This is a genomic window from Enterobacter cloacae (genome assembly GCF_011078175.1).
Taxonomy (GTDB): domain Bacteria; phylum Pseudomonadota; class Gammaproteobacteria; order Enterobacterales; family Enterobacteriaceae; genus Enterobacter; species Enterobacter cloacae_Q.
On the sequence record NZ_JAALCJ010000003.1, the window covers coordinates 47,882 to 73,615 of the forward strand.

The 25,734-nt window shown below is 54.0% G+C and carries 22 protein-coding genes; 16 read left to right on the plus strand and 6 right to left on the minus strand.

The window, feature by feature from the left end:
- Positions 1–92 precede the first annotated feature (92 nt).
- From fhuB to hrpB, 6 genes are all read right to left on the minus strand, one after another.
- Positions 93–2,075 (minus strand): Fe(3+)-hydroxamate ABC transporter permease FhuB, encoded by a 1,983-nt coding sequence (fhuB, locus tag G6Q29_RS07465; protein ID WP_165465114.1) that lies wholly within the window; start codon positions 2,073–2,075, stop codon positions 93–95.
- A complete protein-coding gene (gene fhuD / locus G6Q29_RS07470) occupies positions 2,072–2,962 on the minus strand; it encodes a Fe(3+)-hydroxamate ABC transporter substrate-binding protein FhuD (protein WP_165465115.1) in 891 nt (296 codons plus the stop codon). The genes fhuB and fhuD overlap by 4 nt, the downstream gene beginning before the upstream one ends.
- Entirely contained in the window at positions 2,962–3,759 is a 798-nt protein-coding gene (fhuC, locus tag G6Q29_RS07475) for a Fe3+-hydroxamate ABC transporter ATP-binding protein FhuC (RefSeq protein ID WP_003856242.1), read from the minus strand. The genes fhuD and fhuC overlap by 1 nt, the downstream gene beginning before the upstream one ends.
- A 50-nt stretch (positions 3,760–3,809) precedes the next feature.
- Entirely contained in the window at positions 3,810–6,020 is a 2,211-nt protein-coding gene (fhuA, locus tag G6Q29_RS07480; protein ID WP_165465116.1) for a ferrichrome porin FhuA, read from the minus strand.
- Between the two features lie 237 nt (positions 6,021–6,257).
- Positions 6,258–8,783 carry a bifunctional glycosyl transferase/transpeptidase gene (gene mrcB, locus G6Q29_RS07485; protein ID WP_165465117.1) on the minus strand — a complete coding sequence of 842 codons (2,526 nt, stop codon included), beginning with the start codon at positions 8,781–8,783 and terminating at the stop codon, positions 6,258–6,260.
- Between the two features lie 179 nt (positions 8,784–8,962).
- Entirely contained in the window at positions 8,963–11,392 is a 2,430-nt protein-coding gene (gene hrpB / locus G6Q29_RS07490; RefSeq protein WP_165465118.1) for an ATP-dependent helicase HrpB, read from the minus strand.
- Between the two features lie 73 nt (positions 11,393–11,465).
- Between hrpB and thpR the strand changes: the two genes are divergently transcribed.
- The 16 genes from thpR to G6Q29_RS07570 all read left to right on the plus strand — a co-directional run bounded on the left by thpR (position 11,466) and on the right by G6Q29_RS07570 (position 25,731).
- Positions 11,466–12,020, plus strand: coding sequence for an RNA 2',3'-cyclic phosphodiesterase (gene thpR / locus G6Q29_RS07495; RefSeq protein WP_165465119.1), 555 nt, complete (start codon positions 11,466–11,468; stop codon positions 12,018–12,020).
- On the plus strand, positions 12,010–12,714 hold the full coding sequence (gene sfsA, locus G6Q29_RS07500; RefSeq protein WP_017694492.1) for a DNA/RNA nuclease SfsA: 705 nt from the start codon (positions 12,010–12,012) through the stop codon (positions 12,712–12,714). Before thpR ends, sfsA begins: the two co-directional genes overlap by 11 nt.
- Positions 12,715–12,890: 176 nt before the next feature.
- A complete protein-coding gene (gene dksA, locus G6Q29_RS07505) occupies positions 12,891–13,346 on the plus strand; it encodes an RNA polymerase-binding protein DksA (protein WP_001155232.1) in 456 nt (151 codons plus the stop codon).
- 59 nt (positions 13,347–13,405) lie between these two features.
- On the plus strand, positions 13,406–14,296 hold the full coding sequence (gene gluQRS, locus G6Q29_RS07510) for a tRNA glutamyl-Q(34) synthetase GluQRS (RefSeq protein WP_165465120.1): 891 nt from the start codon (positions 13,406–13,408) through the stop codon (positions 14,294–14,296).
- A 42-nt stretch (positions 14,297–14,338) separates the two neighbouring features.
- Positions 14,339–15,736, plus strand: a complete 1,398-nt coding sequence (gene pcnB / locus G6Q29_RS07515; RefSeq protein ID WP_207309785.1) for a polynucleotide adenylyltransferase PcnB — start codon at positions 14,339–14,341, stop codon at positions 15,734–15,736.
- Positions 15,733–16,212 carry a 2-amino-4-hydroxy-6-hydroxymethyldihydropteridine diphosphokinase gene (gene folK / locus G6Q29_RS07520; protein ID WP_165465121.1) on the plus strand — a complete coding sequence of 160 codons (480 nt, stop codon included), beginning with the start codon at positions 15,733–15,735 and terminating at the stop codon, positions 16,210–16,212. The genes pcnB and folK overlap by 4 nt, the downstream gene beginning before the upstream one ends.
- A gap of 123 nt (positions 16,213–16,335) precedes the next feature.
- Entirely contained in the window at positions 16,336–17,127 is a 792-nt protein-coding gene (gene panB, locus G6Q29_RS07525; RefSeq protein WP_165465122.1) for a 3-methyl-2-oxobutanoate hydroxymethyltransferase, read from the plus strand.
- An 11-nt stretch (positions 17,128–17,138) separates the two neighbouring features.
- A complete protein-coding gene (panC, locus tag G6Q29_RS07530) occupies positions 17,139–17,990 on the plus strand; it encodes a pantoate--beta-alanine ligase (protein ID WP_165465123.1) in 852 nt (283 codons plus the stop codon).
- A 33-nt stretch (positions 17,991–18,023) separates the two neighbouring features.
- On the plus strand, positions 18,024–18,404 hold the full coding sequence (gene panD / locus G6Q29_RS07535) for an aspartate 1-decarboxylase (protein ID WP_006810068.1): 381 nt from the start codon (positions 18,024–18,026) through the stop codon (positions 18,402–18,404).
- A 303-nt stretch (positions 18,405–18,707) separates the two neighbouring features.
- Positions 18,708–19,310 (plus strand): fimbrial protein, encoded by a 603-nt coding sequence (locus G6Q29_RS07540; protein ID WP_165465124.1) that lies wholly within the window; start codon positions 18,708–18,710, stop codon positions 19,308–19,310.
- Positions 19,311–19,394: 84 nt separating this feature from the next.
- A complete protein-coding gene (locus G6Q29_RS07545) occupies positions 19,395–20,138 on the plus strand; it encodes a fimbrial chaperone (RefSeq protein WP_165465125.1) in 744 nt (247 codons plus the stop codon).
- An 80-nt stretch (positions 20,139–20,218) separates the two neighbouring features.
- Positions 20,219–22,813, plus strand: coding sequence for an outer membrane usher protein (locus tag G6Q29_RS07550; protein ID WP_165465126.1), 2,595 nt, complete (start codon positions 20,219–20,221; stop codon positions 22,811–22,813).
- A gap of 27 nt (positions 22,814–22,840) precedes the next feature.
- A complete protein-coding gene (locus G6Q29_RS07555; protein WP_242637204.1) occupies positions 22,841–23,422 on the plus strand; it encodes a fimbrial protein in 582 nt (193 codons plus the stop codon).
- A 26-nt stretch (positions 23,423–23,448) separates the two neighbouring features.
- Positions 23,449–24,012: a fimbrial protein gene (locus G6Q29_RS07560; protein WP_165465127.1), complete on the plus strand. Its 564-nt coding sequence runs from the start codon at positions 23,449–23,451 to the stop codon at positions 24,010–24,012.
- A gap of 13 nt (positions 24,013–24,025) precedes the next feature.
- Positions 24,026–24,628, plus strand: a complete 603-nt coding sequence (locus G6Q29_RS07565; protein WP_165465128.1) for a fimbrial-like protein — start codon at positions 24,026–24,028, stop codon at positions 24,626–24,628.
- Positions 24,629–24,645: 17 nt separating this feature from the next.
- Positions 24,646–25,731 (plus strand): fimbrial protein, encoded by a 1,086-nt coding sequence (locus tag G6Q29_RS07570; RefSeq protein ID WP_242637205.1) that lies wholly within the window; start codon positions 24,646–24,648, stop codon positions 25,729–25,731.
- Positions 25,732–25,734: the final 3 nt, after the last annotated feature.

The window sequence follows — 25,734 nt, forward strand, 5'->3', positions numbered from 1 at the left end:
AATGTGCGGCTGATGGCCTCACCCCAACCCTCTCCCACAGGGAGAGGGAGCAAACACTAAAACGGCAATCTAAGGATTGCCGTTTACTTTTATTACCGACTCTGCTTTCTCAACAGATATATAAAGTACGGCGCGCCGATAAAGGTCGACAGGAGGCCCGCCGGGATCTGATACGGGAACAGCACCATCCTTCCGCACCAGTCAGCGAAGACCAGGATTACCCCGCCCGTCAGCGCAGAGATCGCGATATGCGGCAAAGTCCGGCGGAAACCCATCATACGGGCGATATGCGGCGCCATTAACCCGACGAAACTGAGCGGGCCGATAGTCATGGTGGCTGTCGCCGTCAGGCACGCGGCCAGCAGTAACAGGGCAATACGCGTTGGCGTCAGCGCCACCCCAACCGCACGTGCGGTGTCCCCACCCAGCGGCAGAATAGTCATCCAGCGACGGCACAGCGGCACAATCGCCAGCAGCACGATCATCACAATCCCGGTATGCATCACCTGACTGCCGGTGGCGTTGTACGTTGAACCAGAAATCCAGGTCAGGATCTGCGCCATGCGCGGATCGCCGCTCGCCTGCAACATCATCAGCAGCATAGTAAACGCGGTGCTGAGCGCCATCCCGGCCAGCAGCATACGGTGAGGTGAGAACCCCCCTCGTCCGGAGGCGATCAGAATAATCATCAGCGTGACTGCTGCACCGATACTGCCGGCAGGCATCAGCCAGCCGAACGCGTTTCCCGGCACGAGGAACAGCATCAACACCACGCCAAACGCGGCCCCGGAGCTGATCCCTAAGACTTCCGGGCTTGCCATCGGGTTGCCGGTGAGACGCTGGATAATACATCCCGCCACCGCCAGCATGACGCCCGCAATCAGCGCGGAGAAGATCCGCGGCCAGCGCCACTGCATGAGTTCATGCAGCAAATCTCCCGTCGCCCAGTGCCAGCCCGTGGCGTCGCGTCCCAGCGAGAGTGCGGCAAACGAGGCGATAACCAGCACCGCCAGCCCGGCAAGGCTGAACCACATCACCGACTGACGTTCAGCATGTACTTTATCGCCGGCATCCATGGCCGGAGCGCTAATGCTGCGCAGGCGCGGCAGCAGCCACAGCAGCAGCGGCGCGCCGATCAGGGCCGTTACCGATCCCGTGGACACTTCCATCCAGACGCGCGCCAGCCAGAGAATGAGCTGATCGGAAAGCCAGAGGATCAGCGCACCAATCAGCGGCGCCAGCATCAGGCGCGCCAGCAGACGGCGCGCGCCGAGCATTTTTGCCAGCAGCGGCGCAAACAGACCGATAAAACCGATAATGCCGACGGCGTTGACCAGTAACGCGCTCAGCACAATCGCCAGGGTCAGGGCCGCCAGACGAGCCAGCGACAGCGCCAGCCCCAGATTACGCGCAACGCCGTCGTCCAGGCCCATCAGCGTGAGCGGACGCAGCAGCAGTAGCGTTAGCACCACGCCACCAAACAGCTGCGGCCACAGGCGCTGGACGATACTCCAGTCGGTCTGGGTGAGCGTGCCGGTACTCCACATAAACATACTTTGCAGCTGGTCGTGGTGAAACAGCACCAGCAGCTGGTTGATCGCCCCGCAGTAGAGGCTGACGACCAGCCCCGCGAGGATCAGCGTGACCGGCGAGAGACGTTTTCCCCATGCCACACCAAAGACCAGCGCACCCACCACGCACGCACCTGCCAGCGCGGCGAACTGCGAGGTTAATGCTCCCGGCAGGGTCCAGAGAGTGGTGACGGTGATCCCCAACTGAGCCCCTGTCGCCACGCCCAGCGTGGTCGGCTCCGCCAGCGGGTTTCGCAGCACCTGCTGAAACAGTACGCCCACCAGTCCCAGCCCCGCTCCGACCAGCAGAGAGATAGCCAGACGCGGCAGCAGGCTGTAGTGGAATAGCATTTCCTGAATATTATCGATATCCGGCGCGGCAAACGCGGCTGCCCACCGATCGCGCGGTAACGCCGTGGTCAGGTTAAAGCCGGTCAACGCCAGGGCAGCCAGAAAAATAAGCGCCAACAATAATATTGGGAAACGGGCCAGACGCGTGCTCATGCCTTGCCTCCCAGCGCATTGTCCAGTACGCGGGCAAAATGCATTGCCGACAGCGTCGCGCCGTAAAACCATACCGCAGGCGCACGCAAGAATCGCCGCTCGCGTACAAACGGCATTGCCTGCCAGAGCGGCGTGGCCATCAGGCTCTGCATTTCGCGCTCATTGCCGTGATCGAAGCACAGCACGTCCACATCACGAAACGCCGCCAGACGGTCAATACCCACGGCGGTACTGCCCCAGAACGTCATCTCGCCTTCCCAGGCATTACGAATGCCAAAGCTGTCGAGCACTTCCTGGAACAAACAGTTATTTCCAAAAACCAGCATATGGCGGGCATCCAGCAGGGTCACCATCAGCAAAGGCCGATCGCCGCGGTGGGCAAAGCGCGGCTTTAAGGAGTCAATCAGCGCATCAAATTCATCAAGATGTTTTTTCGCTTCTGCTTCACGGTTAAGGAACTGGGCCATCTCGTGAATGGAGTTTTTGGCCATAGTTAGCGGCTTTTTACCGTCGCTAAAGGAAAAGCCCCGTCCGGGCGCAATCTTCGCCATGGTCTCTTCCGACGGGCCATACCCCGCAGACCAGAATAAATAAGACGGTTTCATCTGTGTGAGAAGCTCAAGGTTCGGCTCCGTACGCAGACCGATGTCGATGACGGAATCCGGCAGTTTGGGCTCATTCACCCAGAGGGTGTAGTTGGGAATATCGGCTACGCCGTAAGGCGTCACGCCCAGCGCCATCATCAGTTCGACGGGCAACCACTCCAGCGCCACAATGCGGTGCGGGTCGATAGCGGAAGCGCGAGCCGGGCCCATCTTCAACAGCAGCGGTGACAGCGCCATGACCGTCAGCAGGCGACGGCGGCTAATGAATGTTGAATCCAGCATCAGTAGACAAAGCTCACGGGTGCAGCCCCGGCTGGGTGAGGCAGGATGCCCATAGGAATGCCGTAAATATGTTCCAGCGTTTCGCTGCGCATCAGTTCGGCAGGCGTACCCTGAGCGATCATTTCACCGCCGCGCAGCGCCACCAGGTAGTCGCAATAGCGTGCCGCCATGTTGATATCATGCAGGACGGCAATCACCGTCAGGCCGCGCTGCTGGCTTAAGCGATGCACCAGCGCCAGGACGTCGACCTGATGAGCAATATCCAGCGCCGAAGTGGGTTCGTCGAGCAGCAGGCAGCGGCTGTCCTGCGCCACCAGCATCGCGATCCACGCGCGCTGACGCTCGCCACCGGACAGGCTATCCACCAGACGGTGCGCCAGCGGTTTTAACCCAACCAACGCGATCGCCTCTTCCACTTTTTCTCTGTCAGCGACGCCAAAACGCCCGAGCGCACCGTGCCACGGATAACGTCCAATCGCCACCAGCTCGCGCACCGTCATCCCCTCCGCCTGCGGCAACTGCTGCGGCAGATAGGCCACTTTGCGGGCAAAGGCCTTACTGCTCCAGCTCGCCAGCGGCTGGTCATCCAGCAAAATGTCGCCCTCGGACGGCGGCTGATGACGGCCCAGCATCTTCAAAAGCGTCGATTTACCAGAACCATTGTGCCCGATTAAACCGGTCACTTTACCTGCGGGAAACGTCAAAGAGAGCGGATGCAGCAAGGTGCGCCCGGGTACGCGAAAGGAGAGATTGTTGAGCGTGAAGGTGGAGTCGGATTGCGTTTTATTATCCTGCATGTCAGCCAACTTAAATAAAAAGGGCACGGCGAACCGTGCCCATAAAGAGGTTAGAAGCGGAAGGTCGCCGTGGCAACAACCTGGCGTCCTGCTCCCCAGTAGCATGCATACTCGCTGTAGCAGCTGGAGACGTATTCCCGGTCAAAGATGTTGTTCACGTTGACGCCGACGGAAGAGCCCGGCAGACCGAAGCGCGCCAGATCGTATTTCACGGTCGCATCCGCCAGGGCATAACCCGCAACGTTAAAGGACTCATAGGCTTTAGGCGACGCTGAGGAGTAGTACGTCACCGTGTTACCGATGTAACGCGCGCCTGCACCGACGGTCAGGCCACTCAGCGCCGTCTCGTGGAAGGTGTAATCCGCCCACAGGGATGCCATGTTGCGCGGTACTTCTGCCGGACGACGACCTTCATACCAGGTATCGTGGGTGTATTCCGCATCGGTGTAGCTGTAGGCCGCCGTCACGTTCACGTTAGCCGACACCGCCGCTTTCGCTTCCAGCTCAAAGCCACGGGAGCGGATTTCACCGCCCTGCACGCTGAAGCCGCTGGTCGGGTTCGCCGGATCGGCGGTCAGGTTGTTGTTCTTGGTCAGCTGATATACCGCTGCCGTCACCACAACAGGCAGATCTTTCGGAACATACTTCACGCCCGCTTCATATTGCTTGCCGCGTGCCGGATCGAACGGTTTACCACCCTGAGTAGTGCCAGAGAGCGGTTCGAAAGATTCACTGTAGCTGAAGTATGGTGTAATCCCGTTGTCGAACAGGTAGTTAATCCCCCCGCGCCAGGTAAATGCCCGATCGTTAATTTCCGCGGTGGTTCCGTTATTACGGTTAAAGGCAGACGTTTTTGCAAAGTCATAGCGGCCACCCAGGGTGAGTACCCACTTATCCCATTCCGCCTGATCCTGCGCATAGAGCCCGGTCTGCTCCTGGCGATTGAGCATGGCATACGGGAAGTTCACATTAACGTTCGCATTGCCGTGCTGCGGATTGTTCATGCTGATCGGATCGGCGGTACCGTAGTCAGCATCAATGTCATTGCGCATACGAAGGTAATCCACACCCGTCAGCAGGGTATGGTCAACGGCGCCGGTCGCGAATTTCGACTGGAGCTGGGTATCAACCGTGAACGAGTTGAGGTCTTCATCTGAGCGCACGTACGCACGGCTGATCTGGGCCGGGGCGATATAGCCGTTACCGTAAACTGAACGGTAAAGCGTGTTGATTTTGGTATAACGCAGGTTCTGACGCACGGTGAAGGTGTCGTTGAATTCATGCGCGAAGCTGTAACCCACCATTTTCTGACGACGGGAGATTTTATTGTCTTCATCGCCTTCGTTGAAGTCGGTCGGCAGTTTGTGCGCTTTTCCGTTAGCATCATAGTACGGCACAACGGTACCTTCACGCGGCAGCCAGCCGTAGTAACCCGCATCCGGATCGCTCTGGAAGTTGCTCAGGAAAGTGAAATCGGTTTTATCATCAGGGCGCCAGCTGAAAGACGGCGCAATCGCGTAACGAGTAGACTTCACCATTTCCTGCTGCGCATTTTCACTGCGCCCCAGACCGGTCAGACGGTAGGACCACACGCCTTCATCGTCAATCGCGTCGCTGAAATCAAACCCGGTCTGCCAGAGGTTATCCGTCCCCATTTTGAACTGAATTTCTTTCAACGGTTCCGTGGTTGGACGCTTGCTGACCATACTCACTACGCCGCCCGGATGGCTTTTGCCATACAGTACAGACGTCGGGCCACGCAGCAGCTCTACGCGCTCAAGGAAGTACGGGTCCATGGACGCTTCAGAGTAGTTGTCTCCCTGCAACTTCATACCATCCAGATACTGGTTGGTATTCACGGTGCTGGAGGTCGTAAAACCACGAATCGAAACCACATCGTAAGTTGTTGATGCGCCGCGCGTTGCGAAAACGCTTGGGGTATAGGCCAGCGCCTGTTTAACCGTTCCCGGCTGTTTCATGTCCATCTCTTCACGTGTAACCACTGAAATAGACTGCGGGGTTTTCTCGATCGGTGTATCGGTTTTCGTCGCCGTTGCAGTGCGTTTTGCCGCAATCGTCGGAGCAGGACCCCAGGCACTTTCCTGCGCTGCCGGTGCGGCAGTCACGGTGATGGTTTCTTCTTTCTTGGGGGTTTCAGCGGCCTGTGCGTAAGCAGACATGCCGGCAACCGCTGTGGCTACGACGACTGCGAGTTTACGCAGCGACGTGTTAATTGGCTGAGCAGTATTGGAAAGCGCCATGATGGATCTCTGATGAAAAAGGTGAATGATAACGTAAACGAGAATTATTATTATGACCGCAGAATAATATGCGAAACGCTGACGGCATAGCAAGCGATATGCGGCCCTACAAGAATTGAGGGTTTAAGAAATAATCAACGGGAAACGGGTCGTTAATAAGGATTGAAAACAGGGTTAAGGAAATGAGTTACTGAGGTGAAAAAATACCCCCTTCCTGAGAAGGGGGTATCAGTAGGGTTAGTTCCCGCCGAACATATCCTTGATCCAGCCGGCGACGCCGTCGCTGTCTTTCTTCTCTTCCTGCTGCTGCGGCTGTTGCTGCTGCGGCTGCTGAGGTTGAGAAGACTGATCGAACGGGTTACCTGTCGGTTCTTCTGGCTGGCTTTGCTGGCACAGCGCATCCGGGTTGGTCGTCCAAACCGGCAGCGAACGCACGCCGCCGCCGCAAATGAAGTTACCCGAGCTGTCCACGCCCATATCAACGATATCTTCCGGGGCAACCAGGTTGAGCGGCACCGGAGACTGATTCGCCAGGTAGCGCTGGTAAATCGACATCGCCCCGCTTGCACCATACAGTTTGGTCGGCTGGTTGTTATCGCGCCCCACCCAGGTGATCACCACTTCACGGCCGTCAATACCGGCAAACCAGGTATCGACGTTGTTGTTGGTGGTCCCGGTTTTCCCCGCCAGATGCAGGCCAGGATATTTCGCCCCCAGCTGACGGCCCGTACCACGCTGAACAACCTGCTGCATGGTCCACAGCGTCATATAGGCCGCCTGCGCCGGAACAGCACGCTCAGCCTGCGGGAAGCTCTGATACAGCACGGAGCCATCTTCGGCAATCACCGAACGCAGGGCGGAAAGCGGAGCACGATTACCGCCGCTGGCGATGGTCTGGAACGCCTGCGCCACTTCGATTGGCGTCAGGTTAAGCGCCCCAAGGATCATCGCTGGCACAGGGTGCAGCTGATCTTTCGGTACGCCCAGCTTCTGCCAGGTATCGGTGATGGCCGGCAGGCCCAGCGCCATTCCGAGGTTGACCGTTGGCACGTTCATCGAGCGAGTTAACGCATCCACCAGCATCACCTGACCGCTGAACTGTCTGTCATCGTTCTGCGGTGACCATACCTGGCCGTTAGGCTGGCGCAGGGAAATTGGCGCATCGGCAATCCAGGTATTCAGGCGATAAAGATTCGGCTGGCTCAGCGCGGTCAGATAGGTTGCCGGTTTTGCCAGTGAACCAATTGAACGACGCGCCTGCATTGCGCGGTTATAGCCCGCATACTGCGGCTCGGCCCCGCCCACCATGGCACGAACTTCGCCGGTGTTACGGTCAACCACTACCATCGCGGTTTCCAGATCGCTCAGCTTACGCTGTTTTTTCAGCGCCGGAATACCTTCTACCGCCGCTTTTTCTGCCGCATCCTGCGCCACGGAATCAAAGGTAGTGAAGATCTTCACGCCGGAGAGATCTTTCACTTTATCTCCGAGCTTAGACTGCAACTCCTGACGCACCATCTGCATAAACGCAGGCTGCGGAGAGATCACCCCACCGCGCGGCTGAACGCCCAGCGGACGCGCGCTCAGCATGTCGTACAGCTCCTGGTCAATCACCTGCTGCTGTTGCAGCAGACGCAGCACCAGGTTACGACGCTCCAGCGCCAGTTTCGGGTTACGCCACGGGTTGTAGATCGACGCGCCTTTTACCATGCCCACCAGCAGCGCCTGCTGGTCAAGGCTCAGCTCTTCTACCGGACGGCCAAAGTAGTACAGGCTCGCCAGCGGGAAGCCGCGGATCTCGTTATCGCCGCTCTGACCGAGGTACACCTCGTTCATGTACAGCTCAAGAATACGATCCTTGCTGTAGCGCGCATCCATCAGCACGGCCATGTACGCTTCGTTGGCTTTACGCCAGTAAGAGCGCTCGCTGGAGAGGAACAGGTTTTTCACCAGCTGCTGGGTGAGCGTACTCGCGCCCTGCACCGTACGCCCGGCGGTCAGGTTCGCCAGCACCGCACGACCAATGGAGTAGAGGCTGATACCGTCGTGCTCGTAGAAGTGGCGGTCTTCGGTTGCCAGCAGGGTATCTACCAGCAGATCCGGGAAACCGTTACGCGCCACGAACAGGCGCTGTTCGCCGTTTGCGGACGACAGCATGGTGATGAGACGCGGATCGAGGCGGAAGAAACCGAACTGGCGATCGTTATCCATGTTCTCAATGGTTTCCAGACGATCGCCGTCAAAGGTCAGACGCGCGCGCACCTGCCCCTCTTTGCTGTCCGGGAAGTCGAACGGACGGCGGATCATCTCAATGCTTTTCGCCTGGACGGTAAATTCGCCCGGACGGGTCATTTTCGTGACCTGACGATACTGCGTGGCTTGCAGCAGTTTCACCATCTCGTTCTTGCTGATGGACATGTCCGGCTCAAGGTTCACCATGCGACCGTACACTGCCGCAGGCAACTGCCACACTTTCCCGTCGATACGGCTGCGGATCTTCTGATCCAGATAAACGCCGTAAATCGCGATCAGGACAACAAAAACAATAAACAGCTTCAGCAGCAGCCAGAACCAGCCGCGCTTCCCACGAGGCTTACGCCCTTTGCCTTTCCCTTTACGCGGCATCGGTTCTTCTTCCTCATAATCGTCTTCATAGTCATCGTCATACTCCTCATCTCTGAGGCGACGACGGCTTACCTTTTCTTTCGCCGGACGCGTTGGCTTTCCCTTACGTCCTATTGGCTCGCGGTCATTCCCCGCCATGCTTTTTCTCCGCAACATTCAGGCGCAAAGGCCAGATTTTCTTATCTTGCACAGGTCAGTGAAAGAAGAAATCTCTCAAAATAAATAGCAAGACTTTCCTGACAGGAAAGTCTTTAGTGTTTTCTCCCTCTCCCTGTAGGAGAGGGCCGGGGTGAGGGCATCAGGCTGCACTTTCCCCATTACGAATATTTCTTCGTACGCCGTGTCGGCGCGGTATTCGCCGGATCGTCCGGCCAGACGTGTTTGGGATATCGCCCCTTCATCTCTTTCTGCACTTCACGATAGCTCCCCGCCCAGAACGCACCCAGATCGCGGGTGATCTGCAAGGGACGATGCGCAGGCGAAAGCAGCTCAAGCACTAACGGCACGCGCCCTTCAGCGATGGACGGCGTGGTGGCCTCACCAAACATCTCCTGCATCCGAACCGCCAGCGCCGGCGGATTATCCTCATGATAACGAATGGCAATCCGGCTCCCGGTTGGCACAGTGTAATGCCCAGGGAGTTCACTATCCAGACGTTGACGTAACGACCAGTCGAGTAAATTCTGTAACGCTGCCTTAACATCAAGCGCCTTAAGCGCGCGCAGCGAGTGAACGCCGCTCATCTGCGGCAGTAACCACTGTTCAAGCGTCGCGAGCAGCGTCTCATCATCCACCTTCGGCCACTCCAGTTCCGGCAGCCACTTCGCGGCGCAGTGCAGACGTATACGATACTGTTCGGCCTCCGGCGTCCAGTTCAGTACGCTCAGCCCTTTTTCCCGAATGCCGTTCAGCATCGCCTGGTGTAACTCTTCTTCCGACGGCTTCGCCAGCGGTTTCGCCCCGAGCGTCAGTTTGCCAATCTGGCGACGACGAAACGCCTTCAGCGTGCCCTGAACATCATCCCACTCCACGATGTCCGATTGCTGAAGCAGCTGCGGGCAGGTGCGCGTCAGGGGGTCTATGTCCACGGCAACCGCCTGCAAAATACGCGCGTCCGGGGAGTGGCTGCTCTGGAGTAAGAGCGGCGCGATCAGCCATTCATGTCGCGTCAGCGCATCGTCGCTGTCCAGTATCGCGCCCATCCCATTTGCCAGCTGATAGCGACCATCCAGCCCACGTCGGCGTGCAATCCTGTCCGGGAAAGCCTGTGCCAGCAGAGGGGGAATTTTATCGCTGTCAGGTGAACCACCTCGACAATTCAGGCGTTTGCACAGCTGCTGCGCCCGCTGTTGCCAGTTTCCCTGATGGCGTGAAAAAGCCTGCCCCAAATCGCTGCTACCACCGCGCGGCGGCTCCTCAAGAATAGCCGCCAGTTTTGCCGCCGTGGCAATTTCCTCTTCGCCCTGCGCTGCCACCAGCATCGCCGCCAGACGCGGATCGTTGCCCAGTGCCGCCATTTTCTGACCGCGCACCGTCAGACGCTCGCCTTCCAGCGCGCCAAGCTGGGTAAGCAGGCTGCGCGCGGCGGCGAGGTTCACAACAGGCGGAGGATTAAGCCAGGTGAGCTGGTCCGGGTCCGGGCAGCCCCACTGCATCAGATCCATCACCAGCCCGGAGAGATCGCTTTGTAAAATCTCTGGCGTGCTCTGCAATGCCGCACGCTCCGCCTGCTCGGCGCTGGTTAAATGCAGACAGATACCTGGCTCAAGACGCCCTGCTCGCCCTGCACGCTGCACCATTGAGGCCTGGCTGATGCGCTGCGTCAGCAGCCTGGTCAGCCCGGTACGCGGATCAAAACTGGCCACCCTCTCCTGCGTACTGTCCACCACCAGACGAATACCTTCGATGGTCAAACTGGTTTCCGCGATATTGGTCGCCAGCACCACTTTGCGCTGCCCCGCCGGTGCGGGAAGGATCGCCTTGCGCTGGTCAGCCAACGGCAGCGCGCCGTAGAGCGGGCACAGCATAACGTCACTGTTCACCCGGGATGCCAGCTGCTCCTGTACGCGCTGGATTTCGCCTACACCGGGTAAAAATAGCAGCAGCGAGCCGGGCTCCTGGCGGAGCAATTCGGCGGTGGAGGTGGCAACAGCTTCGTCAAAACGCTGATGGGCAGGAAGCGGCTGATAGCGGCGCTCGACCGGGAATGCACGCCCTTCAGAGGAGATCGTCGGCGCGTCAGGGAGCGTCTGCCGGAGTCGCTCGTTATCCAGCGTCGCCGACATAATCAGTAGCCGAAGGTCGTCGCGCAGCCCCTGCTGAACGTCGAGCAGCAGCGCAAGAGCCAGATCGGCCTGGAGGCTGCGCTCGTGAAATTCATCAAGGATCACCAGACCGATGCCGGTCAGCTCCGGATCGTTTTGCAGCATACGGGTGAGAATGCCTTCGGTGACCACCTCCAGCCGCGTGGCCGGGCCAATGCAGGTTTCGCTGCGCATCCGATACCCTACCGTCTCGCCCGGTTTTTCATTCAGCAGTTCCGCCAGGCGCTGCGCCACATTGCGCGCCGCCAGCCTGCGCGGCTCCAGCAGGATAATTTTCCCGCTGATGTTCCCCGCGTGCAGAATTTGCAGAGGCAGCCAGGTGGATTTACCCGCTCCCGTGGGCGCGCTGAGCAAAACCTGCGGCGCATGTGCTAAGGCGGCGAGAAGCTCAGGAAGGACGACGGCAACGGGTAAAGAGGACACTTACGGCTCCAGAGGGTTAACATTAATCGGCGTACATTGTAGCATCGGCGCATATCATTACCGAGTCTTGCGCATGTCTGAGTCAAAACGGCTATTCTTCGCCATTGAATTACCCACCACGCTTCAACGGCAGATTGTTCGCTGGCGCGCCAGCCACTTCCCCACGGAAGCGGGCCGCCCCGTCGTCGCCGCCAATATGCACCTGACGTTAGCTTTTCTCGGCGAGGTAAGCGCTGAAAAGCAGCGCGCATTAAGCGCAGTGGCCGGACGCATTTCTCAGCCGGGGTTTACGCTGCATCTTGATGATGCCGGGCAATGGCTACGCTCCCGGGTGGTCTGGCTGGGGACGCGTCAGCCCCCGCGAGGGCTGCTCCAGCTCGCAAACATGCTGCGGGCGCAGGCCGCGCGCAGCGGCTGTTATCAAAGCCCGCTGCCGTTTCATCCCCATATTACCCTGCTGCGCGATGCGGGTCAGGCTGTTGCCATCCCGCCACCGGGCTTTCACTGGTCCTTTCAGGTGAATGAGTTTGCGCTGTACGAATCAGCCTTTGTACAAGGACGCACCCGCTATACTCCGCTCCAGCGCTGGACGCTGGGCGACACGTTAAGGAATCCTGATGAAGTTTAGCCCTGCACTCCAACCCGCCACGCTGATCCAGCGTTACAAACGCTTTCTCGCTGACGTGATCACGCCTGAGGGCGAAACGCTCACGCTGCACTGCCCCAACACCGGCGCCATGACCGGTTGCGCCACGCCGGGTGACACGGTCTGGTATTCCACATCAGAAAATACTAAACGCAAATATCCCCATACCTGGGAAATGACCGAGACGCAAAGCGGGGCATTTATTTGCGTGAATACCCTGCGCGCAAATCAGCTGGTTAAGGAAGCCCTGACAAATGGAATGCTGCCTGAACTGGTGGGTTACGGCACGCAAAAAAGCGAAGTGAAATATGGCGATGAAGGCAGCAGAATTGATTTTATGTTACAGGCGGAAGACCGCCCTGAGTGCTATATTGAAGTGAAATCAGTGACGTTAGCGGAACAGGAAAACGGCTTCTTTCCGGATGCGGTAACACTACGTGGCCAGAAGCATCTGCGAGAGCTAATGAGTGTCGCGGCGGCGGGCAAGCGCGCCGTATTGCTGTTTGCGGTTCTGCATTCAGCCATTGAACGGTTTTCCCCGGCCCGTCATATTGATCCTAAATACGCGCAATTGTTGAATGAGGCACAAAAGCAGGGGGTAGAGATTTTCGCTTATAAAGCGGAACTTTCTGCCGATAATATGACTCTGAGATCCTCTCTTCCCATTGTCTTATAAGGGATTAGACGATTGACTAATAAGTGTTCTGGCCGCGTGCGCAAATACGCTTTTCCTCACAGGGTTGTCAAGTGTTACGTTTAGATAATTGCCATACGGAAAAGCATCTGCTATTTATAGCGACCTGATTTTTCCCCCAACACGGGGATCGATAGTGCGTGTTAAGGAGAAGCAACATGCAAGAAGGGCAAAACCGTAAAACATCGTCCCTGAGTATTCTCGCCATCGCTGGGGTGGAGCCGTATCAAGAGAAGCCGGGCGAAGAGTATATGAACGAAGCCCAGCTGTCGCACTTCAAGCGTATTCTTGAAGCATGGCGTAATCAACTCAGGGATGAAGTCGATCGCACCGTTACACATATGCAGGATGAAGCTGCTAACTTCCCGGACCCGGTCGACCGTGCCGCTCAGGAAGAAGAGTTCAGCCTCGAACTGCGTAACCGTGACCGCGAGCGCAAACTGATCAAAAAGATCGAAAAAACGCTGAAGAAGGTCGAGGACGAAGATTTTGGCTACTGCGAATCCTGCGGTGTCGAGATCGGTATTCGTCGCCTGGAAGCGCGTCCAACAGCCGATCTGTGCATCGACTGTAAAACGCTGGCAGAAATCCGCGAAAAACAGATGGCCGGCTAACGCCTGCCCTCTCACTACTCTGCTAAGGCGGGAGTTTCTCCCGCCTTGTTACCGTTGATATGTCTGAATCTCACTATATTGGGCGCTTTGCGCCATCTCCCTCCGGTGAATTACACTTCGGCTCATTAATTGCCGCGCTCGGCAGCTACCTACAGGCTCGCGCTCGCAAGGGTAAATGGCTGGTCCGCATTGAAGATATCGATCCTCCCCGTGAAGTTCCCGGTGCAGCAGAAACTATTCTGCGTCAGCTGGAACATTACGGTCTTCACTGGGACGGCGAGGTTCTCTGGCAGTCTCGACGCCATGATGCCTACCGTGAACGTCTGGCGTGGCTTGCTGAGCAGGGCCTTTCCTATAACTGCACCTGCACGCGGGCGCGAATTCAGAGCGTGGGTGGCGTTTACGACGGCCACTGCCGTACGCGGCACAACGGCCCTGATAATGCCGCCGTACGGCTGATTCAGCGTTCTCCGGTAATACAGTTTACCGACGTGCTCTCAGGAACAATTCAGGCGGATGAACGCCTGGCACGTGAAGATTTTATTATTCACCGTCGTGATGGTTTGTTTGCCTATAACCTGGCGGTGGTGGTGGATGACCATTTCCAGGGCGTCACGGAAATCGTGCGTGGGGCAGATCTGGTTGAGCCTACCGTGCGGCAAATTTCGCTTTACCAGCAGTTTGGTTGGACGGTGCCGGATTACATCCATCTGCCGCTGGCGGTCAATGAGCAGGGAAATAAGCTGTCAAAACAGAACCATGCCCCGGCGCTGCCTGACGGCGATCCGCGCCCGGTTTTAATCGACGCCCTGCGATTTCTCAACCAGAATGTAACGCAGGAATGGCAGGATCTGAGTCTGGATGAATTGCTGATAAGGGCAATTGCTGACTGGTCGCTTATGGCCGTGCCAAAAATCCAGCATTCTCAAATGCGTTGCGCTGAGCTATGATTAGCCGCTTTTTTGATAACAAAACACACTACGAGGTGTACTATTTTTACCCGAGTCGCTAATTTTTGCCGTAAAGTGCTGAGCCGCGAAGAGAGCATGGCGAACGACGCTATTGCACAGCCACACATGTCGGTCATTCCGCGTGAGCAGCACAATATTTCCCGCAAAGATATCAGTGAAAATGCCCTCAAGGTGCTCTATCGTCTGAATAAAGCAGGCTACGAGGCCTATCTCGTCGGCGGCGGGGTTCGCGATTTACTGCTGGGCAAAAAACCAAAAGATTTCGACGTGACGACCAGCGCCACGCCTGAACAGGTGCGTAAACTCTTCCGCAACTGCCGTCTGGTTGGCCGCCGTTTCCGTCTGGCACATGTGATGTTTGGGCCCGAAATTATTGAAGTGGCGACCTTCCGCGGTCACCACGAAGCGGGCGTCAACGATCGCACGACTTCTCAGCGCGGACAAAACGGCATGCTGCTGCGCGACAACATTTTCGGCTCTATTGAAGAAGATGCCCAGCGTCGCGATTTCACCATCAACAGCCTTTACTACAGCGTGGCGGATTTTACCGTGCGCGATTACGTCGGCGGCATGCAGGACCTGAAAGAGGGCCTGATTCGCCTGATCGGCACGCCGGAAACGCGCTATCGCGAAGATCCGGTCCGTATGCTGCGCGCCGTGCGTTTCGCCGCCAAGCTGAACATGCGTATCAGCCCGGAAACCGCAGAGCCTATCCCGCGCCTGGCGACGCTGATCAACGACGTGCCCCCTGCCCGCCTGTTTGAGGAGTCGTTAAAGCTGCTCCAGGCAGGCTACGGGTTCGAAACCTACAATCTGCTGCGCGAATACAACCTGTTCCAGCCGCTGTTCCCGACCATCACCCGCTACTTCACCGAAAACGGTGACAGCGCAATGGAGCGGATAATTGCGCAGGTGCTGAAGAACACGGATACCCGTATTCATAACGATATGCGCGTGAATCCGGCGTTCCTGTTCGCGGCCATGTTCTGGTATCCGCTGCTGGAAACAGCGCAGCGCATCACTCAGGAAAGCGGTCTCGCCTATTATGATGCGTTCGCGCTGGCAGCAAACGACGTGCTGGACGAAGGCTGTCGCACGCTGGCGATCCCGAAACGTATTACCACGCTGGTGCGTGATATCTGGCAGCTTCAGCTGCGTATGTCCCGCCGTCAGGGTAAACGCGCCTGGAAGCTGATGGAGCATCCGAAGTTCCGCGCTGCGTTCGATTTGCTCTCTCTGCGTGCTGAAGTCGAAAGAAATCAGGAGCTACAGCGCCTGGCGCAGTGGTGGGGAGAATTTCAGGTCTCTGCACCACCGGAGCAAAAAGATATGCTCACGGATCTGGATGATGAGCCGGCACCGCGCCGTCGTCACCGTCGCCCGCGCAAGCGCGCACCGCGTCGTGAAGGCACGGCATGACCCTTGCTTATATCGCTATCGGCAGCAATCTGGCCTCTCCGCTTGAGCAGGTTAACGCTGCCGTGCAGGCCCTGGGGGAGATCCCCCAAAGCCGCATTGTCGCGCTGTCCTCATTTTACCGCACGCCCCCGCTCGGCCCGCAGGATCAGCCTGATTATCTGAACGCCGCCGTGGTGCTGGAAACGACCCTTGACGCTGAAACACTGCTGGATAATACCCAGCGTATTGAGCTACAGCAGGGTCGCGTCCGCAAAGCCGAACGCTGGGGTCCGCGCACGCTCGACCTCGATATTATGCTTTTCGGCCACGAGGTGATGAGTACCGAACGTCTCATCGTTCCGCACTACGACATGAAAAATCGCGGGTTTATGCTCTGGCCGCTGTTTGAAGTCGCTCCCCATCTCACCTTCCCTGACGGCACATCTCTGCAAGCCGTTCTGCAAAATCTCAACGCGGATAAACCGGCCCGCTGGTAACCCCATCTCCGCATCGATTAGCCATTTATTATTTGTGGTTAATCGATTGCCTAAAATCATTGTTCCCTCGAATGTTACTGTTAGAATGCGCAAAGATTCGCTTTTGGGTCATCAGGAAACAGTATGAAACCAACCACCATCTCCTTATTGCAGAAATGCAAACAGGAAAAAAAACGCTTCGCCACGATCACCGCGTATGACTACAGCTTCGCAAAACTATTTGCCGAAGAAGGGATCAACGTCATGCTGGTCGGAGATTCATTAGGGATGACGGTACAAGGACATGATTCCACTCTGCCGGTCACGGTCGAGGATATTGCTTACCATACCCGTGCCGTGCGCCGGGGTGCCCCCACCTGCCTGCTGCTTTCCGATCTGCCGTTTATGGCCTACGCCACCCCGGAACAGGCCTTCGAAAATGCGGCGACAGTGATGCGCGCCGGCGCCAATATGGTCAAAATTGAAGGCGGCGCCTGGCTGGTCGATACGGTGAAAATGCTCACCGAGCGCGCTGTGCCCGTTTGTGGTCATTTGGGTCTGACGCCGCAGTCTGTCAATATCTTTGGTGGCTACAAGGTTCAGGGACGCGGCGATGCGGCACAGACGCTGTTTGATGATGCCGTGGCGCTGGAAGCCGCAGGCGCGCAGCTGCTGGTGCTGGAGTGCGTGCCGGTTGAACTGGCTAAGCGTATCACTGAGGCGCTGTCGATTCCGGTGATCGGCATCGGCGCGGGCAACGTCACCGATGGCCAGATCCTGGTCATGCACGACGCCTTCGGGATCACCGGCGGGCACATTCCAAAATTCGCCAAAAATTTCCTGACAGAAGCAGGCGACATGCGTGCTGCTGTGCGGCAGTATATTGCCGAGGTTGAGTCCGGCGTCTATCCGGGCGAAGAACACAGTTTCCATTAAGGAGTCTCGTTGTGCTAATCATTGAAACCCTGCCGTTGCTCCGCCAACATATTCGTCGCGCGCGTCAGGAAGGTAAACGTATCGCCCTGGTTCCAACCATGGGCAATCTGCATGACGGCCATATGAAGCTGGTCGATGAGGCGCGTGCGCGGGCAGATATCGTGGTGGTAAGTATCTTCGTTAACCCAATGCAGTTTGACCGCGCCGACGACCTTGCACGTTACCCGCGCACTCTCCAGGAAGATTGCGAGAAGCTCAAAAAGCGTCATGCGGATATCGTCTTCGCACCCGCCCCGGCGGATATCTACCCGCAGGGCACCGACGACGCGACCTTCGTTGACGTTCCGGGCATTTCCACCATGCTGGAAGGAGCAAGCCGTCCAGGCCATTTTCGCGGCGTGTCCACCATCGTCAGCAAGCTGTTTAACCTGGTGCAACCGGACATCGCCTGCTTTGGCGAGAAAGATTTCCAGCAGCTGGCACTGATCCGCAAAATGGTTGCCGACATGGGCTACGACATTGAGATCGTCGGTGTGCCGATTGTGCGTGCAAAAGACGGTCTGGCGCTCAGCTCCCGTAACGGCTATCTCACTGCCGAGCAGCGCAAGATCGCACCGGGCTTAAGCAAGGTGATGTCCGCCATGGCCGAACAGCTTCTGGCGAAAGCGTTAAGCGCGGAAGAGATCGTCGCTCTGGCTGAACAGTCGCTGAACGACAACGGCTTCCGCGCTGATGATATTCAAATCCGTGATGCTGATACTCTGCTTGAACTCACGGAGACCAGCAAACGTGCAGTAATTCTGGTGGCGGCATGGCTTGGCCAGGCTCGCCTGATTGACAACAAAGTGGTTGAGCTGGCGTAGTTTTTTCTACCCGGAAGATGAAAGGTAAACGTAATGATTCGCAAAATGCTGCAAGGTAAGCTTCACCGTGTGAAAGTCACCCAGGCCGACCTGCACTATGAAGGCTCCTGCGCGATCGACCAGGATTTTCTCGACGCGGCGGGTATTCTCGAAAACGAAGCTATTGATATCTGGAATGTAAACAACGGCAAGCGCTTTTCAACGTATGCGATCGCCGCTGAGCGCGGATCGAAAATCATCTCTGTTAACGGCGCTGCTGCACACTGTGCGGACGTGGGTGATATCGTGATCATCGCCAGCTTCGTCATGATGTCTGATGAAGAAGCGCGCCGCTGGCAGCCTAAGGTCGCTTATTTCGAAGGCGATAACGACATGAAGCGCACCGCTAAGGCGATTCCGGTTCAGGTGGCATAAGACTCCTGGTATTAATTACCCGATGTATATCGGGTAATTAATATAAACAAGGCAAATATAATAAAGTAATTTGTATGCTTTTTTAATTCCAGCCCTACATTCATTCCCTTCCGTTAGACGTCCCATTAACACCCCCCATAAAACCAGTAATATTATCTTAATAAGCTTTTAAGAATCTTTAATAACAAACGGCTTCTCACAACCCACTAAAATCACATAGAATTCACATCCCGAATATTATTTCGGGAAAAGTATAAATTTTAAATATGTTTAATTTTTAGTATTTATAATATGGATATCAAAATGGTTTTTAATAAATTAGGTCTGGCAACGGTCGTAGCAATGGTTATGAGCGCAGGTTCTGCAATGGCAGCTTCAGATACAGGTACTGTTACTTTCCACGGTATGGTTTCTAACAATACCTGTAAAGTTTCCCTGGATCAGAAAATTGACCAGGAAGGCAATGATTTCGACGTTAACCTGGATACCGTATTTGTAAAAGATTTCGCAAATGCCCTGGGTACCACCAGTACGCTGGGTGAAAAGAAATTCTCTCTGACACTGACCGGTTGCGATTCAGCTACCGTTAAAAAAGCATCTGCTCAGTTTGATTCATGGGCGGGTTCTTCTTCGACTTCTGGCGGTCTGCTGGTTCCAGCCTCAAACACCCTGGGCGCTGCTAAAAACGTTAACCTGGTTCTGTCGAACGACGGTAACTCTGCGACCGATCAGATTAAACTGGACCAGTCTAACAACACCCAGAAAGCCACTGTTGATGCAGCTGGCGCAGGTACACTTTACTACCGTGTAGCTTACACCCAGGGCCAGAGCTGGGATGCAGCGAACAACCCAGTATCTGCCGGTGTTGTTCAGGCGCAGGCCGCTTTTACGCTGATCTACGAATAATTCTAAGCTCTTAGTATTAAAGAAGATTAATCCCCTGACATCCGCCGGGGGATTATTGATATCATTCCAACAGGAAGTGGAAAAATGTTAATTACATCATTTTATAAGGGATTGAAAGCAGCTTGTCTCGCTGCTGCTGCTTGTTATTCATTTCAGGCTAGCGCAGATATCGTAATTTCTGGGACACGTATTGTTTATCAGCAGTCGCAGAAAGATGTTATTGTTTCTTTAGACAATCGTGGTAAAAAACCGTTGCTGGTCCAGTCATGGCTCGACGATGGTCGTGATAATATCAATCCACAGGAATTAAAACTGCCTTTTATTATTACGCCTCCTGTCTCTCGAATTGATCCTCAGAAAGGTCAGTCTGTTCGTATCTCATGGTTGGGGGGGACATTACCTCAGGATCGCGAATCACTATTTTGGTTTAACGTTCTTGAGATCCCACCTAAATCCAAACTTAAAGACGGTGAAAGTCCAAACCAGCTTCAGCTTGCTTTCCGCACGCGGATTAAACTCTTCTTCCGACCTGACGGACTGAAAGGCACGCCGGGCGATGCTGCATCTAAAGTAACATGGTCACAGCAAAGACAAGGTAAGACAGTAAACTTAATTGCCCATAACGATTCACCATACAACGTATCTGTTTCAAGCGTGACATTAAAAGCGTCGGGAAAATCATATCCTGTCGAGCATAAATCTATTTTACCATTTAGCACTCAAACCATGCAGGTAAAAGGTTTAAGCAATATAACGATGGGTACCGTCATTTACGACACCATTAATGATAATGGTGGCTCTGATACTTTTGACGCAAAAGTTAAATAACAGCAAAAACATTACCAATAATAATTATCAGTAGTTTGAATGATACAAGACATTCGAACAACGACTTGTCTGGATGAAGCATGCTATTTCAACGCTCACTCTTATGTATCGCAATCTGCGCAGCATTCCCTTTATATGCAAGCGAGAATGGGATAAAAAATGCAGAATCTCCTTCCGAATCAGAATCGGCAATTGAATTCAATGATCAATTCCTTATTGATAATGGTGGAGGTATCAACGTTGAGCGTTATGCTTACGGCAACCCCGTTCTGCCCGGCACCTATCGCGTAAAAGTTAACCTGAATGGCACTCCCAAGTCCACGGTTGAGATGACCTTTATCGATAATAAGACGCCACGCGCCTCTGCGTGTCTGACTAAAGTGATTTTATCTCAATCAGGTATAGATACCCGCGTACTGGTGGACGAATATCAGGATAATGAAGATGCATGCGTGGATATCAAGAAATACTATCCCGACGCCTCTGCTAACTTTGATAGTAACAGGCAGGAAATGGATCTTCATTTCCCACAAATTTATGTCCTGAAGCTTCCGGCAGGCTACGTTGACCCTTCTTTATGGGATAACGGTGTTCCAGCCGGAATACTCTCATACGATCTTAACACCTGGCATAGCGAATCCGGCAGCGCTAACACCGATACCGCCTATGCTGGCCTGCATTATGGTCTGAACATGGGGCCATGGCGTTTACGTTCCCGTGGGAGTCTGAACTGGGACAGTGAGAATGGTTCACACTATTCAAGCCAGGACATTTACCTTCAGCGAGATATCACCCCGCTGAGAGCCCAGCTGGTCATGGGTGATTCTTTCACGCGAGGTGACATCTTTGATGCCGTGAACTTAAGCGGTGCGCGCATGTACAACGACGATCGCATGCTCCCGCAAGGCTCTACTGGCTACGCCCCCGTTATTCGAGGTGTCGCGAATAGCAACGCTAAGGTCACCGTAATCCAGAGTGGCAACAAAATTTATGAAACAACCGTTCCACCTGGCGCATTTGAGATCAACGATCTCAGCACGACAGGCTATGGCAACGATTTAATTGTTACCGTTGAAGAAGCTGATGGCAGCAAACGGACTTTTACCGTTCCGTTCTCCTCTGTAACACAGATGCTGCGTCCAGGCTCCAGCCGCTGGGATATTGGCTTAGGTGAGCTTAATGACGATTCATTACGCGACAAACCCAACGTCGGTTATGCAACCTATTCGTATGGTCTGAGTAATACCTTCACCGGTTACGTTGGCGCGCAATATACAGATATGGATTTCTACGCCGGCTTGCTCGGGTTGGCCATGAATACTGAAATGGGTGCATTTGCAGCAGACGTTACCCAGTCTTATGCCGACATCGAGGGACTGGACACGCTTAAAGGGCAGAGTTATCGACTGACTTACAGCAAAATGCTCGAAGCGACAAACACCTCTTTAAACGTGGCTGCTTATCGTTTCTCAACCGAAGATTACCTCAGTCTGAATGATGCCGCCTCTTTACAGGACAGCATTCATCATCAGGAATACGGTAATCGCTCTTATGACAGCAACGCTCAGCTTTACGCTGACTATCAGCGAACCAAAAATCAGGTACAGATTAGCCTTAACCAGCCGTTGCAGATTAACGGCGATGATCACGGTTCACTCTATGTTAGCGGTACCTGGCAGGATTACTGGAACGACAGCAGTTCTACGTCCGACTACAGCGTGGGTTACAACAACAGCTTTGCCTACGGAAGCTACAGCATTTCTGTGCAACGCACCTACGATGAGTCTGGAGAAAAGGACGATAGCGTTTATGTCAACGTCAGCATCCCCTTCAGTCTGTTCGATAAAGAGGGAGCGCAGGCCGGTGGGTTCAATAACGTTAACATGAGCTTGCGTTCAGATTTTAAAGGCGGAACCAGCTTCAACTCAACGGCGAGCGGAAATGCCAAAAATAACGATATGAGCTACTCCGTCAGTGCCTCTTCGAACGGAGGAAACTACGGCAACCTGAACCAGGTCAGTGGCTACAGTTCATGGAATAGCCCTTACGGTCCGCTTGGACTCTCTGCATCCTTTGGTGATGACAATAGCAAACAATATTCCGCCAGTTACAACGGGGGAATGATTGTTCACACAGGGGGGGTAGTGTTTACACCTGGCAGTATCGGTGAAACGGATTCTTTGGCCCTGGTGAAAGCAAGTGGCGCAACGGGCGCTCGCCTGGGATACGGTCAGAGCCGAATTAATAGCTCTGGCTACGGGATTATGCCGTATATGTCCGCTTATCGAGAAAACCGCGTATCACTTGATATCAGCACTCTCGAAACTGATGTCGAAATTAAAAGTACCAGCGCAGTAGCCGTACCGCGCAATGGCTCCGTTGTACTGGTGAATTTTGAAACGGACGAAGGTCGTTCACTTGTCCTGGAATTACAGCGTTCTGATAAAGGCTTTATTCCGTTAGGTGCTGATGTGCTGAACGAGAAAAATGAACCTATCGGAACAGTAGGCCAGGCAGGGCAGGCTTACGTACGCGGAGTAGACGAAAAAGGAACGCTTCGGGTTGTTTGGGGTAACGACAGTGCCAGTAACTGTACCGTGCATTATCAAATCCCGGCTAATGCTAAAAAAGCGGGCCTAACGACCATTTTGAATGGTCAACAGTGTCAAATGTAATGATATAGACAACAGGGAATTACACCCATGGAAAAAAAAATGAATAAACAACGTGGCGGTTATTCGTTAATCGCATTCGCAATGTTAGCGATAGTTGGCTCTGCTACGGCAGCCGAACTCAATGTTAATTTTACGGCCAATATTCGCGAAACCACATGTGACATGAAATTGGTCGGAGGTACGGGATCGGATACGGCACAAACGCTCACCATTGGGAACAATGGTCAGGTGCGACTTGATGATGTTAAAGCCGGGACCGCAAATGCAACGTTCAAAATCGTGTTGGTTGAATGTCCGTCTTCTCTGGCCTCGTTGAAAACAACGATAGAGGGAACGCCTTCAGGATATCTGGATACGGGTCTTATTAACCAAATATCGAAAGACACCACAGGCGCAAACTATGCCGCAGTGGAAATTGCCAGAGCATCCGCGCCAAATGCTCCCTTTAAAATTAACTCCGAAGTGGATACGGAACGCCTGGTCTGGACGGCGACAGAAATTCAAAACAAAGAAGTACCGCTGGTAGCGACACTGCGTGAAACCCAAACCGACAGTATGACCATCGGTGATTTTCAGGCCATAGCAACCTTCAAGTTCAGCTACGAGTAATTGGTGCAGTAAAACGGAGCAATATTATGAAAATGAAATCTACTTTTATCTCCCTGTCCGTTTTTGCTCTTCTGTCCTCCGGAATGGCAAGTGCAGCAATTACAGGAACTGACAGTGTCGCAATGACAATAAAAACCAAAGTCGTTTCAGGCACATGTACCGCAAAAGTACTCAACGGTGCAGGCGCTGCGTCCAGTGAAATTGCGTTTGGCGACGTATATAAATCCGACATTGTGAACAAAACGCGCGTCGAACCGTTAAAAATTGCCTTCACCAATTGTTCTGGCGTAACAAAGGCAACGGTATCTGCTGCGAGCGGTGCTGGCGGGACATGCTCCGGTCTGAATAAAGACGGAGATTCTTATTCCGCAGGCTTAGAAACCGGATTCGAAATCTGGTCAGGCACGGTCGATACTGGCGTTATGCTAAGCTGTAAAAAGCCTCCAGCAGCACAGGAAGTGACTATTGCCGATGGCGCGGGCGAATTCCAAATGAACTCACGCATCGTAGTTGCAAATGGCAAAACTATTGCAAACGTTGGAACCGGATCCGTCACTGCACCGGTAACGTTCACGATTGCATATCCATAACCCAGGGATGAACATGCAACGAGCACCGTATATTTTTCGCCAGCCCGGTCTGATGTTGCTTTTCAGTCTGGCTGGTAGCACCATGCCTGGCGTAAGCCAGGCCGATTCGGGGATGGAAGTAAACCTGACCGCGAATATTGTTAACAGCACTTGTAAACTGAGCGTTGAAAATAGCGGAGAAATATATCTCCCTAACGTCATGCGTAGTTGGTTTTATAACAGCGATGGTAGCGACCGTTATACTGCTACGGATGATGCAGGTGGTACTCCCTTCTGGATCCATATCGATGATTGCTATGGTGATACCAGTACGGCAAAAACATTAAGCTTTAGCTTTTCCCCACAGACGGGTTTCTGGCCGGGGCATAATCAGGTCTTCAAAAGTGACGAAAGTACCGCAGGCGCCGCAAAAAACGTAGGCGTTGTCGTTTTCTCTGAAAAAAATAAAACCAATGTTTTAAACAGTGACGGCACATCAAGGGTCGTTTATGACGTCAGTGCTCAGGGTAATGCCTTTTTAACGGATTATCGGTTCTATGCCAGGTACCAAAATATCGGCACGGTCGCTGGGGGAACTATCACCAGTAAAGTACTGGTTGATGTAACATATGAATAAAATGGACATGGACAGTTATGAAATCACTGATAAACATGCAGAGTAATTGTTTGCTCTTAATGAAATTATTTTTTTTCTCCTTATTACTCCAGCAAGGAACCGCATGGGGATACGTAGAATGTCGATTTGCAGACGGCTATGGTGGTACAACAACGCTAGCTAACTCTGCCTATAGCGGTGAAACGGTCCGAATCCCTGATCCTAATGCCGGTTGGTACGTTACTATTGCCAGATTTGAGGTTGGCTTATCCCCGGAGCTTGCCGCGTATTGCAGCGCCGGTAACGATGGAGAAGATCTATGGGCAAAAACTGACACTTCCGTTTATGCGGGAACCATATATCAGAATGCCGCATTTGAAACAAACATCCCAGGCGTAGTTTATACGGTTAGTATAAACACTACGCCTGGAGGCAGTGGGGCATTCTTTTCAGGGAACACCAGCGATTATAAAATAGTCAGCTATAATGATGGCGCAGAGGGTAACTGGGACAGGCAAAAATTTACCGCTCATATTGAAGTCGGAATCAGCGATTCCTTCCGCGGTAATCCTAACAAAGAAACCGTCATTCGTCCTAAGGCAGGGACATTAGGCTATATGAGTTTAGGTGACCATAACGACAGTAATAACAAGCCCTGGAAATTCATGGTTAATGAATCAAGTTTCCAGATCCCAATAGTATTGCCCACCTGTGACATCATGGCTCTGTCTGATGGAGGTAACACCGTTGATATGGGGGATTACTATATTTCTGACATTAAAAACAATAAGTCTCGCGATATTCCCTTTACTATTAACGTAAGTGGCTGTACAAGCGTGGTTAAATTTTCGACCAAAATGACCTCGACAACCATTACAGGTAGCGAAAATTTACTCGGAAATACGCTTGGAAGCAGTGAAGCATCGGGAATGGGCGTCAAGATACTTTATGACGGCAACCAGCAGTTAGTTCCAAATAACACTAACTCCACCTATATTTATAATGATGCTTCAGTTCCTGGCTCAACCAATATAAATTTAATTGCTCGCCTCGTCGCAGACGGTAAGACATTAAAAGCAGGTCAGTTTAAGGCAACCAGTGTCTTCGTTATGTCATACGATTAAAGC

Bases quoted from the DNA above. Each gene is read 5' to 3' on its own strand.
- G6Q29_RS07550 (WP_165465126.1), top strand. From the start codon at position 20,219: ATGCTATTTCAACGCTCACTCTTATGTATCGCAATCTGCGCAGCATTC.
- G6Q29_RS07560 (WP_165465127.1), top strand. From the start codon at position 23,449: ATGAAAATGAAATCTACTTTTATCTCCCTGTCCGTTTTTGCTCTTCTG.
- panB (WP_165465122.1), top strand. From the start codon at position 16,336: ATGAAACCAACCACCATCTCCTTATTGCAGAAATGCAAACAGGAAAAA.
- fhuD (WP_165465115.1), bottom strand. From the start codon at position 2,962: ATGCTGGATTCAACATTCATTAGCCGCCGTCGCCTGCTGACGGTCATG.
- dksA (WP_001155232.1), top strand. From the start codon at position 12,891: ATGCAAGAAGGGCAAAACCGTAAAACATCGTCCCTGAGTATTCTCGCC.
- fhuA (WP_165465116.1), bottom strand. From the start codon at position 6,020: ATGGCGCTTTCCAATACTGCTCAGCCAATTAACACGTCGCTGCGTAAA.
- thpR (WP_165465119.1), top strand. From the start codon at position 11,466: ATGTCTGAGTCAAAACGGCTATTCTTCGCCATTGAATTACCCACCACG.
- mrcB (WP_165465117.1), bottom strand. From the start codon at position 8,783: ATGGCGGGGAATGACCGCGAGCCAATAGGACGTAAGGGAAAGCCAACG.
- G6Q29_RS07570 (WP_242637205.1), top strand. From the start codon at position 24,646: ATGAAATCACTGATAAACATGCAGAGTAATTGTTTGCTCTTAATGAAA.
- G6Q29_RS07545 (WP_165465125.1), top strand. From the start codon at position 19,395: ATGTTAATTACATCATTTTATAAGGGATTGAAAGCAGCTTGTCTCGCT.
- G6Q29_RS07555 (WP_242637204.1), top strand. From the start codon at position 22,841: ATGGAAAAAAAAATGAATAAACAACGTGGCGGTTATTCGTTAATCGCA.
- gluQRS (WP_165465120.1), top strand. From the start codon at position 13,406: ATGTCTGAATCTCACTATATTGGGCGCTTTGCGCCATCTCCCTCCGGT.
- fhuC (WP_003856242.1), bottom strand. From the start codon at position 3,759: ATGCAGGATAATAAAACGCAATCCGACTCCACCTTCACGCTCAACAAT.
- G6Q29_RS07565 (WP_165465128.1), top strand. From the start codon at position 24,026: ATGCAACGAGCACCGTATATTTTTCGCCAGCCCGGTCTGATGTTGCTT.
- fhuB (WP_165465114.1), bottom strand. From the start codon at position 2,075: ATGAGCACGCGTCTGGCCCGTTTCCCAATATTATTGTTGGCGCTTATT.
- panD (WP_006810068.1), top strand. From the start codon at position 18,024: ATGATTCGCAAAATGCTGCAAGGTAAGCTTCACCGTGTGAAAGTCACC.
- folK (WP_165465121.1), top strand. From the start codon at position 15,733: ATGACCCTTGCTTATATCGCTATCGGCAGCAATCTGGCCTCTCCGCTT.
- G6Q29_RS07540 (WP_165465124.1), top strand. From the start codon at position 18,708: ATGGTTTTTAATAAATTAGGTCTGGCAACGGTCGTAGCAATGGTTATG.
- sfsA (WP_017694492.1), top strand. From the start codon at position 12,010: ATGAAGTTTAGCCCTGCACTCCAACCCGCCACGCTGATCCAGCGTTAC.